Annotated in this window: 8 protein-coding genes; all 8 read right to left on the reverse strand. The window is 43.3% G+C overall.

The features are described 5' to 3' along the window. Positions 1 to 8: 8 nt before the first annotated feature. Positions 9 to 3,170 carry an efflux RND transporter permease subunit gene (locus tag FKN16_RS05605; RefSeq protein ID WP_170902214.1) on the reverse strand — a complete coding sequence of 1,054 codons (3,162 nt, stop codon included), beginning with the start codon at positions 3,168 to 3,170 and terminating at the stop codon, positions 9 to 11. Between the two features lie 2 nt (positions 3,171 to 3,172). Beyond that, positions 3,173 to 4,312, reverse strand: coding sequence for an efflux RND transporter periplasmic adaptor subunit (locus FKN16_RS05610; RefSeq protein WP_042522092.1), 1,140 nt, complete (start codon positions 4,310 to 4,312; stop codon positions 3,173 to 3,175). 466 nt (positions 4,313 to 4,778) lie between these two features. Beyond that, positions 4,779 to 6,416: a methyl-accepting chemotaxis protein gene (locus FKN16_RS05615; protein WP_170902216.1), complete on the reverse strand. Its 1,638-nt coding sequence runs from the start codon at positions 6,414 to 6,416 to the stop codon at positions 4,779 to 4,781. Positions 6,417 to 6,901: 485 nt separating this feature from the next. Beyond that, the gene (locus tag FKN16_RS05620) at positions 6,902 to 12,364 is read right to left on the reverse strand and encodes an ATP-binding protein (RefSeq protein WP_170902218.1); all 5,463 of its coding nucleotides are present in this window, start codon (positions 12,362 to 12,364) and stop codon (positions 6,902 to 6,904) included. Further along, positions 12,361 to 14,007, reverse strand: a complete 1,647-nt coding sequence (locus FKN16_RS05625) for a hypothetical protein (RefSeq protein WP_170902220.1) — start codon at positions 14,005 to 14,007, stop codon at positions 12,361 to 12,363. The genes FKN16_RS05620 and FKN16_RS05625 overlap by 4 nt, the downstream gene beginning before the upstream one ends. After that, positions 14,004 to 18,134 carry a protein kinase gene (locus tag FKN16_RS05630; protein ID WP_170902222.1) on the reverse strand — a complete coding sequence of 1,377 codons (4,131 nt, stop codon included), beginning with the start codon at positions 18,132 to 18,134 and terminating at the stop codon, positions 14,004 to 14,006. Before FKN16_RS05630 ends, FKN16_RS05625 begins: the two co-directional genes overlap by 4 nt. Before the next feature lie 14 nt (positions 18,135 to 18,148). Further along, positions 18,149 to 19,516 (reverse strand): hypothetical protein, encoded by a 1,368-nt coding sequence (locus FKN16_RS05635; protein ID WP_170902224.1) that lies wholly within the window; start codon positions 19,514 to 19,516, stop codon positions 18,149 to 18,151. Next, positions 19,513 to 20,175: a hypothetical protein gene (locus FKN16_RS05640; RefSeq protein ID WP_170902226.1), complete on the reverse strand. Its 663-nt coding sequence runs from the start codon at positions 20,173 to 20,175 to the stop codon at positions 19,513 to 19,515. The genes FKN16_RS05635 and FKN16_RS05640 overlap by 4 nt, the downstream gene beginning before the upstream one ends. Position 20,176 lies beyond the last annotated feature (1 nt).

Below are 20,176 nucleotides of genomic sequence, written 5' to 3' on the forward strand. Positions count from 1 at the left end.
ACCAAGTCTTACTCGCTTTGCTGAGCTGGTTTAGGATTAGTCTCAGACAACTCTGCCTCCGATTCTTTTCTCGCACGTCGATCAAACAATCGCTCAACCACCACAAAGAAGATTGGCACAAAGAATATACCTAAGATCGTCGCACTGATCATGCCACCAAGTACACCAGTACCTACCGCATTTTGACCTGCTGAGCCCACACCTGAACTGATAGCAAGCGGTACTACACCCAGACCAAAGGCTAGCGATGTCATAATAATTGGGCGCAGACGAACACGAACGGCATGCAGGGTAGCTTCGATAAGGCCTGCGCCTTTCTCGTAGTAATCTTTCGCAAACTCAACAATCAGAATGGCGTTTTTAGTTGCCAAGCCGACCGTCGTTAATAAGCTCACCTGGAAGAATACATCGTTGTCCATACTTCGCGTCATTACCGCGAGCACAGCGCCAAGCACACCAAGTGGCACAACTAACACTACGGCGAAAGGTACTGACCAACTTTCATACAAAGCGGCGAGAACTAAGAATACGACGAGGATAGACAGCGCATATAACATTGGCGCTTGGTTTCCAGACAGACGCTCCTCATAAGAGATGCCATTCCAGTTCACCGTAAAGCCTTCTGGTAGCTTTTCTACCATTGCTTCAATTTCTGCCATGGCTTCACCAGTACTGACGCCAGGAGCTGCGCCGCCTTGGATATTCATCGCTGGCAAACCATCAAAACGCTGCAAAAGAGGTGAACCATACGTCCACTCTCCGCTCGCAAAGGCAGAGAAAGGCACCATCTCACCTTTTGAGTTGCGCACGTACCACGAATCGAAGTCTTTTGGCTGCATACGGTATTCCGCATCACTTTGCATCATGACTTTTTTCACTCGACCGCGATCAATATAGTCGTTAATGTACGCCCCGCCCCATGCCGCTGACAGGATTTGGTTGACGTCATTAATGCTAACATCCAGCGCACGCAGTTTAACGTGGTCAATGTTCACTTTGTACATTGGCGCATCTGCTTGGCCGTTCGGACGAACACCGACAAGTTTCGGGTTTTGTGCAGCCATGCCAAGCAGTTGACCTTGCGCAGCGACTAATGCGTCGTGACCTTTGTTCAACGAATCTTGAAGATAGAAATCAAAGCCTGTCGAGTTACCCAATTCTTGAATCGCAGGAGGTGCAAATGCAAAGACCAGTGCTTCTTTGATGGTTGAGAAGTACCCCATCGCTCGACCAGTAATGGAAGCTGCATCAGCACCCGGTGCTTCACGCTCTGACCAATCTTTCAGACCGATAAATGCCATCCCCATGTTTTGGCCTTGGCCTGCAAAACTAAAGCCCGCAACGGAGAAGACGGATTTCACGTTGTCTTTCTCATCCACAAGGTAAAAGTCGCGCATTTTCTCAAGTGTTTTTTCCGTCTGCTCTTGCGTTGAGTTAGGCGGCAAAATGGCCATTGAGAATACCGTGCCTTGGTCTTCATCCGGCAAGAATGACGTCGGAAGGTTCATAAACAGCCAGCCCGCACCTGCACTCATTGCCAAGAATACAACCAACATACGACCTGTGCGCTTGAGGAGTTTAGCAACGCCGGTTTCATAGCCAGCTGTCATCGCATCAAACTTGCGGTTAAACCAGCCAAAGAAGCCTTTCTTTTCTAGAAGCTCAGCATCGCCTTTTTTCAGTAATGTTGCACATAATGCTGGAGTCAGAATTATCGCTACCAAAACTGAAAGTGTCATCGCCGCCACAATCGTTATCGAGAACTGACGGTAAATAACCCCTGTAGAACCAGACATAAACGCCATAGGGACGAATACCGCAGAAAGCGTCAGACCCACACCAATCAGGGCACCAGTAATCTGTCCCATAGATTTTTTGGTCGCTTCTTTGGGCTCCAACCCATCTTCATGCATCACACGCTCGACGTTTTCCACCACAACGATGGCATCATCCACCAGCAAACCGATAGCCAGAACCATCGCAAACATGGTTAACGTGTTTACGCTAAATCCAGTCGCGTACAAAATAGCGAAGGTTCCGAGCAATACGACAGGCACAGCGATCGTTGGAATGATCGTCGCACGGAAGTTCTGCAAGAACAGGTACATGATTAAGAACACAAGAAGAATGGCTTCTAACAGCGTTTTAACCACTTCTTGAATCGAGGCTTTGACGAATGGCGTTGTTTCAAATGGGTAAGCAATCTGCAACCCTTCTGGGAACGTTGCACTCAGTTGTTCTAAGCGCTCTTTTACCGCATTGGCTGTCTCAAGCGCGTTTGCGCCAGTCCCTAATGAAATACCTAACCCCGATGCTGGGAAGCCATTATATTGGCCTCGAATATCATAACTTTCTGCACCACGTTCAACGCGAGCTACATCTTTCAAATAAACATTCGAACCACTGGCGTCAGACTTAAGAATGATGTCTTGGAACTCTTCTACACTGCTCAAACGACTTGCAGAAGAAATCGTAGCATTCAACAACTGACCCTCCTGCGCAGGTGCCGCACCAAGTTGACCTGAAGAAACTTGCGCGTTCTGTTCACTGATTGCATTTGCTACGTCGATCGCGGTCAAGTTGAACTGCGTAAGCTTAAAAGGGTCCAGCCAAACTCGCATTGCATACTGCGCACCAAACGCCTGCACTTGTCCTACACCAGTAACACGACTTATCGGGTCTTGAATATTCGTTACAACAAAGTCGCCGATATCGTTTTCTGTAAAGTCAGGATCTTCAGAATAAACTGCGACGACCATGAGAAATGCCGTATTAGATTTATTGACGACAATACCTTGGTTTTGTACCTCCATCGGCAATGAAGTCAATACCAATTGCAGTTTGTTCTGCACCTGTACTTGCGCGATATCAGGATCAGCTTCGCTATCAAACGTCAGGGTAATTGTCGCATTACCAAATGCATCACTGCTCGATGATAGGTAGCGAAGGTAATCTAATCCCGTCATATTTTGCTCGATAACCTGCGTTACCGAGTCTTCAACGGTTTTTGCTGATGCACCTGGATAACGAGCACTGATGGTGATCGTCGTCGGTGAAATCGTTGGGTATTGCGAGACGGGTAAATTGAATAATGACATTACCCCCGCCAACATCGTTAGAATCGCGAGAACCCAAGCAAATACCGGACGATCGATAAAAAATCGTGCCATGATTACTCCTGTTCACCGTTTTGGATAGTTACCGAACTACCTGGCCCTACCTTTTGTAAACCGGCGGTAATGACTTTATCACCCGCGTTCAAACCATCAATAATGCGCCATTGGCTATTGATCGCTTCAGCTGTCTTCACTGGTTTCGCTTCCACTTTGTTCTCGCCATTAACCGTCATCACTGTCGCTTTACCTGTCGCATCACGAGATACCGTATTTTGTGGTATTAGAATCGCATCAGGGTCGACACCAGTAATGACCGTCGCACGAACAAACATTCCAGGTAGCAACAAACCGTCAGGGTTTGGGAATTCGGCACGAAGCGTCACGCTGCCCGTACTTTCGTTCACATTGACCTCAGTAAATTTCATTGTGCCTTTGTGTTCGTAAGTGCTGCCATCTTCAAGCATCAATGTAACTTGCGCAGAGTCATCTTCTTGCATATGGCCTTGGGAGAGTGATGCTTTCAAACGCAGCAGTTGCGCGGATGATTGCACAATATCAACATTGATAGGGTCAAGCTGCTGAATGGTCGCTAATTTGGCAGCTTGGTTAGCCGTAACCAACGCACCCGCTGTCACACTCGATTTACCGATCACCCCGCTAATCGGAGCTTTGACTTGCGTATAATCTAAGTTGATTTTTGCTGTGTTGATCTTGGCTTTTGCGACTAGGACCTGCGCTTTCGCTTCTTTGTATGCCGCTTCTGCTTCATCCAAGTCTTGTTGGCTGATGGATTTTTTGGTGATCAAGGTTCTGTAACGCTTCACCGTGGCATAGGTCGACTCTGCCGCAGCTTGCGCACGGATTAATTCCGCTTCAGCGCTCAGCAAATCCGCCTGAAATGATGAATCATCAATTTGATATAGGGACTGTCCTTGTTCAACAAGGCCGCCTTCAACAAAATTTCGCTCCGAAATAATGCCAGTGACTTGCGGACGAACTTCTGCTTCTTTGAATGCTCTGCTACGACCCGGCAACTCTACTGTCAATGCTTGGCGCGTTGGCTGCACTGTTAACACTTCTACTTCGGTTGCGGGCGCAGGCCCCCCACCTTGGCTCGATCCTTCTTCGCTAGGTTGACATCCAACCACAAAAAGGCTCGACGCAATCAGCAGAGATAGCGTGGTTTTACGTCTCATGAATTTTTCTCTCTTATCTACCGACAAGCCTTCAAGATTCCTTATTAAAAGCTTCTAGAATGACTTAATAATGACTAATGGATGTATATCCAGAACAAATTAATTAGGATGATAAATACCCAGTGTTGTACATACAACAAAATTTACAGTTCTATACGCTTACGAAAAACGTTTATGGTAAAGGTGTTATGAAGTTCTCAAATTTGAAGATTTTGGGTTGGAAATCACATTTTCCTGTGTGCAATTGCAATGGTTAAAAAGCAGCAAAAGTGATGATAAAAGCATCATCACGCTGTACAGAGTTTGTTACCGCTGTCTAGGGTTATTTGCCCACTCTGGTATACGAACTAAAGTGAGAAAGGAATGTAAATATAGTCGAAATTTCACAAGTCAGGTTCGCCACTTATCTAAAAAATAACCCGCTAAGAAGCGGGTTATTTCGTCAGTGAGATTGCTGTTCTCAAGCTTATACTTTGAACTGACTGACCTGATGATCTAAACGTTGAGTTTGCTCTGACAACATGGCTAAAGAAGCTTGCGCTTGGTTTACGATTTCCACAATTGAAGTGCTACTGTCTGCAATGCCTTGTACGTTGCTATTTACTTCGTCACTTACTGTACTTTGCTGGCTCGCAGCCGTTGCAATGTGTGTATTCATCTCGTTCATACGTGAAATCGCGTTCAAGATTTCAGAAAGGGATTCACTCGCTCGGCCAGCGGACTTGATCGTTTCATCACTGCTATTTTGGCTACCGCGCATCACTTCTACAGCTTGTCCTGCACCAGATTGTAGCTTTTCAATCATGGTTTGGATTTCTCCCGTACTCTGTTGCGTACGACTGGCTAAAGAACGAACCTCGTCCGCTACCACAGCAAAGCCTCGCCCTTGCTCTCCAGCGCGAGCCGCTTCAATGGCTGCGTTAAGCGCTAATAAGTTTGTTTGCTCGGCAATACCACGAATTACATCCAGTACGGACGCAATGTTACTCACATCATGATCCAATGTGTTAATGACGTGGCTTGCGCTTTCGATTTCACTTGCGAGGCTACGAATTGAGCTAACCGTTTGATCCAAAATAACATTGGTATTGGTAAGTTCATCATTCGCTGTTTGGCTCGCAACCGCAGCTTCGTTAGCGCTATCGCTTACATTTCTGCTGGTGACTTGCATTTCATGCACTGCCGCCGCTACCGCCTCGCTATCTTTTTGCTGAGAAACGGTCGAATTCGCGATGGTCGTGGTCAACGAGCTAAGATTTGCCATTTCGTTACGTAAGGTATTTGAGCTTTCAATTACCTGAGCGACTGTCATTTGAATTTTGGACACAAACTGGTTAAATGCGTCTGCTAAATTGCCAATTTCGTCTTGTGTTTTTACATCGATTCGCTGACTTAGATCACCTTCACCGGACGCAATTTCTGTCATCGCATTTTTAATATCATTGATAGGCTTCACAACCGTTTGTAACAACAAAAAAGCCATCGCGATAGCGGCAAAAATAACAATCACAATGCCAGCCTCAAGAATGAGTTCTGCTCTTGTTGCAGCCGCTGATATTTCGTCCTTCAATTGGCTTTGCTTTTCTTCTATCGCATCTTTCACAACATTAAGTTGCGCTCTTACCTCGATAAACTGATTTTCAAAGGTGTGTTTGTGTTCGTTGTAGTAACCAAGCCATTGTGATTGAGGTAAACGCAACATCGCTTCATAACTCGCCAACCATTTTTCACCTAGGGAGACAAGCTTTCTCACTTCATTACCGTGTGAAGAAGACATCACGCCAGCTTGCGATAGCTCAATCATTTTCTCCATACGTGGCAGCGCTTTGTATGCGTTGTCTTTGTATTCACCGATGTGGTGGTCAATATCGGTTTGAGTATCAGAAAGAGCAACACCTTGGATTGCAGATGTAGCTTGGTAAAGATCGCGGTAAGCATCCTCAATCGTTAATAAGTTCGGCACTATCTGTTCGTTAAGTGTTTCACTCAACTCAGATTGTTTCCAACTTGTCATAACGTTTAATACAGAGCTCACAATAAACAATCCAATAATCAGTGACAGCGGAATCACTATCTTCTGCTTGATCGTTAAGTTCTGGAACATGAATAGACTCTCTTTAATTATGGTATACAAACTGCCAGAAATTATATCAAACAAATAGAGTATCCCATTAGGTAAAAGACTCTATTAAACATGATATCTGATGACTTTTTGACAAGCGTTCTAATTTCAACAATTAATTGATTTTATGGAAAATTTAATAAGGAACGCTCATCACAACATGCGAATAAAAACGCACTACCTGTACGGAAAATGTGTAACAAAAGATGAATAAAAAAGGAGGCTTTTTGAAGGGCTTGCCGACTCAATGAGTAATTGAGAACCAATACGATATACAGCTCTGGGATTGAACTTGTCGCGTAATACGAAAAAGCCCCAGCATTTCTGCTAGGGCTCAAATGTGGCGGTGAGTGAGGAAGTCGCTCAATCCACATAATACATTGAAAATTAGTGAGTTATTTCAAGTCGACTTTCAATAATATACACTCTGTCATACATCTCAATTTCGTGACGTGAGTCACGTTAAATTATACTGCAGTAAGCGTATCTCCCCCATGTTTAGTCACCCTAGGTCTACAGTTAATCTTCAGTGCGTCTGCAATGAACACATTATCGCTTGCTTTACTTGACCACACATAAGCTTCACCTGGATTCAAGGCACCCAGTTTTTCAGGCGTTAATGACTTCAACCCAATACATGCTTTTTGAATGTGTTTTAGCCAATCAGGAGCATTAAATTTATGAAGTATTATCTGAGACGAGAGCTGAATAAGCTCCACAGGTACAGACGGAGGATCTTGGCTAGCAATCATCACACTGGTACCTTTATGGCGCATTTCACGCACGGTTTCTACAAGACCTTTTACTAGATCAGGACTATCGATGTACTTATGACACTCATCAAAAACAATAAGTTTGTTAAACGATTGCCCTTGGTACTTAGCTTCTGAGAATATTTGCAGAAGTACCACAAATAAACCCAATGCCTCATCTTTTTCAATGAACTCATCACGTACGTCAACAACGATCATTCTGCCAGGGCGAATCAGTGAACCAACATTTAATTGGTCATCAATGTACTGTTCGGCAAAATCCAAACGCATATCTGCTAGGTCTTTAAGAGAGTCAGAGAGACTAGAGTTTTGTATTCCATCTCTAATTGCCTTAATAGACAGGTTATTTCGATTTTTCCGCATAATATTGCCCAACTGGCGAATATACGCTGCTTGGTTTCCGATAGCCCCCATTAGAAATTTCCAATGTCCCGCAGTTAGTTCTGATGAACAAAACTTCAGTGGATGAACTTCAATACCTGGGTACTCGATGCGCCTTTCATCTAATTTGTCTTCCGGTGCAAGTAGCACTACATCATCCAACGATGCTGGCTCTGCTCCATAAACTGCCTTTAGCTTAGCCAATTGTGATTTATCATCATTTGGGGCGATCATCGACGTAAACTCTGGTTTGTAATCCTGAGTAGCACTGTAATGGAATATAACACTCGCCAATTCTTTATGTAGCGTATTGATCGATGGGATTGATTTAGTTGCCATTTCAACAACTGAACCCAAAGTATAGCTTTTGCCCCCACCTTGAACACCAAATAGACTTAACGTGTGAGTATGGTTTAAATCTAAAGCGACTTTTCGACCATGAACTTCTCCAAGTAGGCCAAACTGAGCTGACTCACCATTTACACCCAACACAATATCATGTGGAACGATTTCAACCTTTGAGCGAGCTGATATCTTCGGCTGCTCTATTTGCTCTTGCTCTTGCTCTTGCTCTTGCTCTTGCTCTTGCTCTTGCTCTTGCTCTTCAGCATGTCCATTATCAATATTTTGATTAGGTGCAAGAGTTTCTTCATTAACTGAGTTTTCATTAATTGATGCTAATGATGAATTATCATATTCAAGCGTTGATCTATTTTTTTCAGATTCTTTATCTGCACAACGATTAGATCTCTGAGGTAATTCAATAGCGGTCTGAGATACCAACTCAGCCCAAGATACGGTTCTATCTCGCTCTTTATGTAAGAATTCGGCCGAAGTTAACTTAGGCAGCGTTAGTTCAAGTGAATCCAACGTTCCTTCACTTTGTTCATTATCCTCAGGCACTTTAGCGGAGAGCAATTCGTCAATATGGTTTCGCCCAACACGATGAAACTCGATACCGACTTCTTTTTCAACGCCGGAGCTATTCTGACCAAAATCGAAAATAACAGCACTTCGGGTAATTGAAAGCTTGTACCCTTGCTCCAAAGTTCGAAGCAAAAATTTTGCTTCCTCGACAATCTCAGAACTCAATAAACCAAAACGCTCAGATCGTTTAAGGTAATGTTCAAGAAGGACACAAAGCTTTTGTGTTTTAACCAAGCGATCAGGTCTATCCGGTGTTGTACGCGTCAAATCAAAATGACGCTGAATAACCCGTTCAGATTCTGAAATTTGCTCAGCGATTCTCTTTTTTAAGCTTTCGTACTTCGTCAGATCGCCGACTTCTGAATAACACTTAACTTCGACTAAATTACAACGAATTATGCGTGATGAAGCATCTAAATCGAACAATGCCAAATCTGTTCTTTTAAAGCTAACGTCTGCACCTAGTTCACCATCAGCCTTTTGTAGTTCAGAATAGAGCTCAAGATGAGCATCTAAAGGAACTATTATCTGGTCCTTAAACACTCCTTGGTACTCAAGATAAAGTTTGGATAGAGCCAACCCTAAGGCTTCCGACTTTGAAGAACTATTTGAGGCTAGTTTTAGCGCTAATCGACCTGACAACGCTCTGAGCGAATCTAAAACCCGCGTCGCCTTATCTACATCAGGAACAATTTGATGCTGTTCTAACGTCCCTCTCAATAAGGCTTCTATTTCTGTAGTAGAACGTGAAGTAATAACAAAGTTGTGCGTATTTGAAGAAACCATTTCAGGGCTGTGATCAATCAGATAATCTGGACGACCATCTTTACCACCGTGATCAAAAAATTCAATGCCCAGGTTTCTATCTACAGTGAATACCCAATCACTGACTTCGTGTAATTGATTTAACAACGCTCTTTCAGCGCTATCAAGTGCCAACCTCACTACCGGCACCTGCTCTAGAGAAAAGTCCCCCGTCGCGAGTGATGCTGTTATTGCCGACATTATTTTAGGCAGTTTGGCGACAGTCTCTGATATCTGGCCGCCGAATAGCATTTTCGCAGCTCCATGCCGCGTGTGACGATCCCACGCAACAATCCCATTCTCATCAAAGTAATCAATACAATAATCCTGATATAACCCATGTATTGGCGCAACTTGTTCGTCTGCCTTAGGTTTTTCCACGGATAACTCTTGTGCAGGGAAGACATCAAATAACATGCTTAAATGAGACTGAAACTCATCAGGAGACTGTTCAAATTCAGAGTTAGCTCTGAGCGAAATACTCAGCCTTGGCAGCAAATGATTCTCTGCCATATGAAATAGCTGGTTTTCAGCCTCTGTGTCATCACCACTGTTGATTAATTTAAATAACTCAGCACCTACTTCTGTCGCATAGGGATCAGCAGCAAATAGTCGAATATCAAAACTAATATGCTTTAGCTCCGGTTTCTTTTTCAAAGCCAACAACATACCCGCTACGGCTCCTGCAGACCCCGCGTTAAACACATTGATCGATAAACAGTTCACATAGGGATGTTGTATCAGATATCTTTCGACTTTTGTGGCGAGAAAGGCACTACTTTGCTTACCAACTTGCTGGTAATCATTTTTAATACCAAATGCAGTTTTAATTTTATCAATAAGTGCTTGTGGCTCTTTTTCTTGTGCAGACGACAGAATACTCCAAAATGGATGAATACTATCAAGTGCGACCATCAACTGGCCCTGAGAGTCTGGCAGTACGTAAGGAAAATTGGTTAACGCGAGCTCTTCTAATAAACTGTTTTTAGTCCCTACCGCGATTTCCTTACCAACCTTCTCACTCTGTCTTGCCCAGGCTTCCGCAAGAGAAGCCCATCCACCTAGCCATAAAGCCCTTAGTGGATGTGTAGGCCCCAGTAACATGGCCTTTTTATAGCTGCCGTCATAATTCCATATCACGATTGAAAGTGAATCCAAGCGAAGTAACGCGGCTAATTCAGTCGAATAGTCATGTCCATTTTCAGTTTCCTGAAATACCGCTGCTAGGTACTCTAGATAGCTGCTGGAATACAGGTAGGCTTCATGTGATGAAGACACATGATCATGAGCGACAGAAACCAGCTCTTTCTCATCTTGATGTATAATTTGAAAATACGTTTCACGCGCCGCTTTAAATTTTTCAAACTGGCTTTCTACACCCTTTATTGGCCAATCTACAGCATCGGCACCAGACTCACTTGCTTCTTGATTGCGAATTTCAACACGCCAAGTTAAAGCCGCCATTGGGTTTGCTAGAATTTTTTGCTCAAAGTTTTTTAAGTAAGTGGTAACGGGAATTTGAATACCACTTCCTTTCTTGAATTTCACATTGATAATCGACTCAGCCTTACTCTTACTATCCTGCCAAGTCGTTTCCATTACTTCGGCATTGCTAAATTTCTCAGTTTCGATAACGTTGGTAAATTCAACTTTAATCTTTGCATGCGCCAATGAAGCCTCTCTGACTTTTCGCCCTTCAATCGGCTCAACCTCAGCATCTGCCGCTGGCAATACATAAAACAGATCGCTTTCATTAATTCGTGAGCCAGCTTCTTCGGCGCTGGACGTCCCCCACGGTATTGGACACTGCCTGTCATCAACCAACGGTAATAGTTCATCATTTTCATCAAATGCTTGAATTCGAACGTAATGCCAACCTTCTTCCCATTCGATGCCAGTCAGCTTGTTAAACGTGATTGTGACTGTAGATTTTGAAGTAGCTTTACCTACCTTAATTAACCCAACAAAATCACCTTGTTGAGTAAACACCTGAGCTTTATATTTCGCTAAGCCATTAACTTCACTAGGTTTTGGTGAAACAGAGAAAGTCACAGAAAACTTTTTCAAACCACCTTGGCCGGTAGTTAATACTTGTTGGCCAATCAGCTGTTGTAAGTTTGGGTCTGTTTCATCATCAGAAATAAGCGGCAAGCCAACCTCAGTCACCGTTAAACAAACCGCATCAGTGGCATCTTCCTCATACTGAAAGCGCCATTTATCAAAAGTGAGTGCCCAGTTGCTGCTATCCACCACTAGTTGCTTGCGCCAACTGCTATCGAGTAGATTTTCCTGATCATTTAAAAAAAGCGCTAATCTCTTATTAAAATCTTCACCTTCTAGCTGCAGGTCATAAACGGTCGCAATCGCTGATTTCTCAGAGCGGTTTATAATTTGTACGCACTCGCGATTTTTAACTAATTTGCGTACCAACATGGAATGATCTTTATGCAACTCAAGATCAGGAATCAGGCCCAGTTCATATAGAGCAGCACCAGCAATACTTGGATCAAAGCCATTAACTTTAATTGTTAGTGCGTACCTTAGCCATTGATATGCAGTGAGTTTAAGCGCTGCCTTTTCTTGAAGAATGAAGTAAATTTCATCTAGTAATCGCTTAATAGGATCCGGAGATTCAGCCTTAACGTGATTAAACGCCAGCCAATAAGCATCTGAAATATCAACTTGTTCAAAGGTCGCTGCACCAAAAGAATCTTCAGAAGACGTTTTTAATTCATTTGGTATAAAAATCAGTAATGGTTGGCGAAGCTGGCCATGCTCATCTGGATTTCGTAGCTCAACAAGCTTGGTGCTGGTAACTGAAAAATTACGCGTCGCTTTCATTGCCAAGACGGCAACCTGGGCATACTCAACAGCACCGGATAACACTTCACTCAGCTGATACATAAGCTCAGTTTCTAAATCAGACACCTTCATGCAGTGGCCCGCACCGCGCGTTTCTAGCAACATCTTAAACTTAGGTACAAGGACACTGATTAAGCTGCCGTCAATATCTGACTTAACAACGGTTTGAATTCCCTTAATCATGCGCTATGTCCTTCTATACTCTCATTTTGTTTAATATTTATCTGGTATCTTGGGGTAACTGTTTGTGTTACATAAGCATCGGAGAGATCTCGATAAAAACCAATCTCCCGTAACCGGCGCTTAAAACCAGATAAGTTGTCTCTAAGCGCTTTATTCACATCAATTGATGACTCACAGAAAGCATCTGTGTCGGGTAATGAATCAATAAAAATGCCATATCGTTCTTTTAAGAAAGTTAACAGCTCATCGACTCTTAACTCCTTAGTGTGAAAGCCCAAATCACCGCCTTTGGTGAGCACCGCCAGCTGTAACAGCACCTCTAACAGTCGCCCATCTACACTAAACCGACGGCCACCATTGCTACCACTTTGTTGTTCTAGCAATGCCCCTGGCTTATTCTTGAGCATAAGACTATCTAGGTTTTTGACTAACCCAGAACGGATCGCATTACCTTGTACAAACAATAGAATTTCAATGTAGGTCTCATATTCAGGCAAGCCAAGTTGAGTAATGGCATGAATTTCCGGTGGAATGTCTTCTGATTCATGAGCAGAAGACACAGACGTATCTAAAATCCCAGCATTACGCTGACCAAAAAATTGATCACGCTCTAGCTCTAAAGGTGACTCCAGCAGAGTAAACAAATCAGGCACTGTCATTTGTTTTATCGACTTAGAGCCAGATAACTTACCTTTTTTCGATAGGTATTCTGCAAACTCATCGAGTTTTTTAGCGCCAAAATACGCTTTAATAAAAGCAGGGATACGCTTGTAATGTAACGTCGCACTTTGCTCAGCCATCGATTCACTTAAGCTATTAACACCATTTGTCATATCCACATAAATGGCTGTCTTTTGCTTATTGCTCTCTTGAAGATTACGGCCTTTACTTTTAGCTAAAGCCGGTAGCAACTTGAACAGCTTTAATTGATATAACGCCAAGTGAAAGGCTAATAATATCTTTATGTACTCAACCATCACTGATCTAGGAATATACTGCCGATATGTCAGTAACTTGATGATATCTTCAGCCAAAATATCCGCAGCCTGTTGGTTAAGCGGCGCAAAACGCTCTTGTAAATCAGCATGATCAGGCGCATCCGATGTCACTTGATCTGATAGCCTTAAAATTGCCTGAGTTTCAACATCTACTTGCGACGAGCTATCATAATGGCCTGTCGTAGAGTCTACGCCCGCAAAGAAAAACTGTTTAAGTCGATTAATCGCGGTCTGACCATTGTTGGCATGGTATAGCAACTCATACACTTGTTTAGAAGCACCATAATCCCGACAGTTTTTAGGATTTCGAAACAAATAAGTATTGCCGTGAAGCGGCCTAGGAGCGGCAACCGCTTCGTTAGCCTTCCCCCGATTGATTAAGTCAACTAAATGGGTTTCAATCCACTTTTCAATAGTTATTGGGGCTTGAGAAAAATTTTTAAAATGCTTGCCATTACGTGATTCCAGAAACTCGTCTTTAAACATCTCAACCGTCATGCCTTTCGCACTCAGTCTACTGGAAGCGCCATTGTGCTTTAGCCGTGCAAAAAGATGAGTTAATACCCTATCCATTTCAACAATTTTGTAATCGAGATAACTCACCTTATTAGTGCGAAAAGCCTTATCTTTTTTCGCCAATTTCATGACTGCGCCTCCGCTACCAATCGCTCTAACTGCAAAACACCACCTTCGTCGCGCGTGATTTTTTCATACTGTTGGCCGTTGGTGGTTAGCAAAACCTCTTGATACGGCGCTGAAGCAAGTACGTTCTTGAAAACAGTCAAACTTAAATAAAAACTTTGCTCCGCCTGCGCCGAAGGCACATAGCCCTGGTTAAGACGATGCAGCATTTCAAACAAATCCAAATCCAATTCCAACTCTGCGGTAAGACCAGTTGCATCTCGGTATTTAAGCAACAGTGACTGCGGGCTATGTTCCACAAATGACGAGTTCATCGCTGAGTCTTTCACTTCAATGGAAAACACATCCGACGGGAATAAGCGGTAACTTCTAATAGTGCCTAAATGCACCTTACGAACTTGCATCGCCAATTGACCGTTAAAGAACATTGGGTTATACAGACCTTCACCACGATTAATGGCATTAATGGCGAGCGTTTTCGCTTCATCAAGTGACGCACTGTCTTCTAGGTAGCGTACTAATAACTTCGCTGAACGATAAGGCAGTAATGTCTGCCAGTTTTCTCCACGCCGCTCAAAGTAGGCCTTTCTGCGTAACATCCCCACCACATTGCGATGAGATAGATAGCGTACCTTACTCTCACTTAAGGCGGTACCATTAGGTAAGCTTTGATGAGCATTGGCCAGAAGTTGGTTTTCGTGCTCACTACGCTGCTCAAACTGCAACCAATCAACTGCATCTAAGCCTAAAAAGTCCAGGCCGCGATCTAAACGCACGTCAGAACCCTGCGCAATGTCGGTTTCTCTTAGCAGCTTTAACAATCTATCTTGGGTGTTGTCGTTCCCGCACCAAGCGTTGAAGTAATAACCATGAAGAATTTTGTCGGCTTCGCCATTGGCGTACATTTCTTTAATTTCGTTACAGGAGTGTTCACCAACTAGCGTATAACTCAGTGCCGAACGTAAATCACGCATAGTGATGTGTAATTGATTTCGTAAACTGGTCAGTTTGTAAATATACTTCAAGCGCTCGATGACTTTAGGGCCAGTCTGTGCGTCCTGAAAGGTGGCAATATTGTGTTTAACGTAGCATTTGTCTTTTAGCGCGCAATAATCACACCCTTGCCAAACTTTGGCCGACGTCATTTTGCCGATGATGCGCTCAAAAATGGACTCAGGTTGACTTTGCGTCGATGCCAGAACATCACGCATATTCAGGTTTACCACCGCCACGTCATTTTGCACTGAGCCATCTTTTAAACTTTGTTCAACTATCGCTTTCAGGGCAGAAAAGCTTTCTGAATGCTGGCTTAAAAAGTCGACTAGCCGACCTTCGTTAATGGCAATTAATCGGGTCTCATGGTGCGGCCATGTATTCGAATCGTCACCTTGATAAACGCTAAAGAATTCGTCGAGAACCGCATCATTATCTTTACTGCCTTCGTCTTGGCTACCATCGTAGTTAGTCACGTATTTGTGGCCGTTAATTTCAAACCAACTGCCATTACCTTGTGGGTTTAAGTGAACGCGCGTACCTTGCGCCGCAACTTGAGATTCCAATTGCTGTAAAAAAGCAGTTTTACCATCACCGGCATTACCAGTAATTAACACTAAGCGCAGTTGCCCAGCCAGAATTGCCGGCGCAAGCTCAGTATCCAACGAGGTTTCTACATAAATTAACTTTGCGTAATCATCTAAGCCACGGGTGCCCGAATTTGAGTGCCGACTTTGGCTATACAGCGTCAGCATAAAATCATGAAACGCGGATTTACTTGGATTAGAGCCATCAGCGAGGGGCGGTAAATGAAATTGCGACGTACTTTCTTCCGGTAAAGTTTGCGCTTTTTTCAGTTGTTGAACTTTATTCAGAGCTTTTAGTAACTGCTCGGCTGATTCAAAACGATCAACCCGTTTAGGGGCGATCAGTTTTAGCAGTACCGCCGAAACGTCATCGGTTAAATTAAAGCTCTGGGTGAACTCACTGGGGTGACGTGCTAACTCATCCATAGGTGGACACTGCACGTTGGCCCACGGGTATTCGCCGGTCATCGCGCGATACAAGGTAATGCCTAAGGCGTATAAGTCCCGGTCAACCAAATCAGAGGCTTGCGGTGTTTCGGTAACACTTAAATCTGGTGGTAAATACTTTCGTGAACCGCCCCCTAAGGTGAGATCTTCTGCATCTACCGATACGTTAAAATCGATGATACGAACTTGGCCATCTTTCCACATAAGATTTTGCGGCTTAATGTCACAGTGGAAAATATGGTGGTCATGTAAATGCTGCAAGCCTTCTGCCACTTGCTTGGCCATGGTCCACACTTCATATGCCGTTAATGAGCGCTGCTGAATTAGCTCACTGACATCTAACCCTTCTAGGTATTCAAACACAATATAGGGCGGGCCTTGATTAGGTAGTACGTCAGCATCGAACACTTTTACCACATAAGGGTGTTCTGGCAGTTTAACCAAGGTGCGGTATTCCTGCTTTAAGCGCTCTAATACCGATTCTCTGTCATTTAGAATCAGCTTAACCGCACGCGAAACATCACCAAAGGTATCCGTTACCTTATACACAATACCAAAACCACCAGGTTTACCTAGCGGTTGCTGCACAACGTATTTATTAGTTAGCTGGTAGCCACTCGGTAAACGCTTGTAATTGACTGACGACTCAAGCGTATTTGGCGTTTTAACGCTGAGTTGAGCGGGTTTATTAGACTCAGTAATTTCTACTGACTTGGGTTGCCACAAAGCATTAAATTGCTCTAATGCCTCTTCCGGACTAGGCCGCTGCTGCGCCTCTTTATGGCACAAGGTTTGTAGCCAACTATCCAATTCTGCAGGTAGCTGTTTATGTTGTTCACTCAACTTTGTACTGAGTAGACACGATTTCTCAATAGCCTGGGTGACCGACTCAAAAGCCGCATCACCACTAAACAGCTCATAAATAACCAATCCTAAACTATAGATATCCGAGACGCAGCTAGCGGCATGGCTATCAGCCCATAGCTCTGGCGCTTTATAACGGTTAGAGATCCGCTGCTGAACTTCGTCGGCAATCGTGGTGGTATTTTCTGGACCTATGCGAGCGTAGTCAAAATCAATCAGCCTTGGCTGGCCGTCGGCCCCCATTAAAATATGTTCAGGGGTAATATTGCGATGAACCACACTATTACGGCACAAGTGAGCTAAAGCCAACAACAGGTCATTAACGATGCGCTTTTTCTGATCCAGTGTGAGCAGTGATCTAGAGTCTTTAAACTTTTTACTAAGGATTTCGCCAGGAATATCGTCGGTTAGTAACAAGTATTTATCTTGCGCTTCAGTAACAAAAAAGTCTTTCACACCAATAATGGCAGAGTGCGAGGGCATTTTTGCAATCGCACGATAAGCGTTTTCAATCAGTCGTTTTTGTTTGCTGCGTTCTTCTTCAGGCAGGTAAGGATCTGCTTTATAGGCTTTGGCTAGTACAGTGCCACCTTTGGCGCCTGCGGTAATATTAAATACACGGTATTCCGTAAAGTACTGGTTGTCCGCTAAGGTTTCAGCGACTTCCCAGTTGCCAAAGCGTTCACCATGGTTGCGTTTTTTTGCCGACTTTCCTAAGGCTTCTGCAATGATCTGAATGTACTTAGTAACATTGCGTTCAAAGCGCTCAGGGATACGGGTGCTATCGGTGAAAAAGCGAGTACTGTTTTTTAGTGCTACTACGTGACCTCTTTCTCGGTCTTCTGGGTCTTTAAACTCGCAATGATCTATGGTTAGCACCACCGCAGTATCCACATAGATATTTTTTAAAGCCCTACTTGTGCGGTTTTGCTTACAGATGAGGCCCGACAGCGACTTAGCATTGCCGCGTAACTTCGGTAACGGTGAGCGATAACTGGTGTGGGAGGTATGCCAAGTGGTGCCATCTACCTCTACTTGGCCGTGGATGCCTTTGGCATCCACTAAGTAAATGGCATGGGGCGCGACAACACAGATATCCACTTCAAACAGCTGGTCGTACTGCTCAACTTCAAAGCTATGAATAATAAAGTAATCGTCGGGTAATTTTTCTTTTAACCAAGCGATGGCTTTGCGCTCTTCGTCGTTAACTGCATTACCTATTGGAACTACCTGTGCCATAAATACTCCATTATTCAATTATTTGCTTTTTTAGAAATTATCGATTCGATTTTATTTATAGCAATCTCTTCTGAACTCCTTGCAATATCCTGTAAATCCCAAGCAGTGCTGACCAAATCAACAATTTTATTGAATAAAGCAACTGGTAACCAAGGTATTAAGATTTGCCCAATGTGTTTTGGATCTAATTGAGGTATAGAGGAACCAAAAGCATTCCTGACTATAGATGTATAACCAGTCTCACTTGACAATACAGCGAAAAGATATGCTCCAATTTCCTTAGAGTTGGGATTAATACGCATTAGATGGTTTGAAACCACGCTTCTATCCAAGACATCTGAAACCCTCATAACTTGACCAATCAATCCACCTAATTGCCCCGCATCTTGGATAAGCAGCCAATTTTTCCGTACAACATAATTCTCAATATTAGGAGCTTTTTTATTTAGATAACCTCTAGGAGTAGGAGTGGTTAAGAAGACTTCAGTCCCAGAGTAATATGGATAGCCGTACTTGGCTCCCTCAACATAAGGTCTTTTAAAAATCCCAGGTGTAAAAACTTCACTAACTTCAGAAAGCTTACGACTTTCAAACTGTTGACTTATAATTTCGGCTCTTTTAGCTGACTCAGCGTAATATTGAGCATCCAGTCTAACTAACGCTTTAGAGTTAACAATTCCAGTTGAAAAGCTTGTTACCTTTTCCCCATTAACGGTTCCAACTTCGGCTTCATAAATACTTATTGCTTGTGAAATTAATTCATTAGCTTCAGCACGAGAATTTGCTGCTTTTTCTACATCTTCATGTATTTCTATTTCAACTTTTTCATTTAATCTTGGGACTGAAATATTACCAAGTTGCTTTCCGTCCAAATGTTGTACTATTGATCCATAAGTACCTTGTAATACCAGTGGGACACCAAATCTCGAATTAAAAAATGCATACAAATAACCAGGTGGGATATCTTTGGCAGTGATTTTTAATATATCGCCGCATGCAAAGTCTCCCTCCATGTCTTTTCTAACATAAGCCAAGTTACCAATGGTGCCAGCAGCACTAATAAGAGTCATACCAGGCTTCACAAAGCAGCCTTTATCCATTTCTGCTATTGAATTTGCTAATAATGGCACATGCTTACTATCCAACCTCTGCATCCCAGTCGTTGTTAAAAACTTTGTTCCAAACCTTCTATCGCGGACAAAAGTTCTTTTTAACATTTTACCTTTATAAATAGATGAAGTTATGTCTTTAACTAGCGACATCTTTAAGCCACATGATTTCAACATATCTTTGGATTCAATAGCACCAGTCATATATGGACTTGAGTCTAATCGATGACCATGCTCATAGAGCCATGAACTCTTTAGTGTACTAATTTTCATGCATAAACCCTCGGATACCAAACCTGAATCTGTTCCAATAAGCCATTAAACGATTCATCTTCACAACCACGAAAAGACACCTCTTTCGCAATGCGCTTAAATAGCTGAGAGTGGGTCTTTCTTCGCCCCCAGTTTTGGCCTCTTACAGCATCAATCGCGGCTTTTGGATCGGCTGGTTTGAGAGCATCAACATCCCAAAGATTTCTTTCTTGCAGCCAAGCTCTTAAGGTGCCTGCACCTCTACCTCTTGGGTAATCAAAAATATGCTCGATGCGGCTAGTATCAGCTTGCCACATCAGTACTTCCAACTCAGGATTAATCGCCATGACAAAAAAGCGATCATCTGGCCAACCGGCAGCACGCATATTGGTTGTAATGGTGTCACAGAACCGCTGGTAATCCATTGTTTGCAAATTGTCATTAAACGCAAAGTCGACCATAACAACCGCGTGCTTATGAGTTTCAACGAAGCTTTTAAGCAGGTTGTGCCCATCCTGATAAACACCCGGATCTTTTCTTGGGTGTTTGATTAAATCTTGCTTGGTATCGAATTCAAATCTGGCGCATTGTAATCGTGCATCAAACGCCGGATTTTCAAAAAAGCCTTCTACGGTCGCTTGCATTTCACCGTCGGCCACTAAAAAAACAATATCTCTCATA

The sequence above is a fragment of the Vibrio sp. 11-4(1) genome (assembly GCF_013048625.1).
Classification (GTDB): Bacteria; Pseudomonadota; Gammaproteobacteria; order Enterobacterales; family Vibrionaceae; genus Vibrio; species Vibrio diabolicus.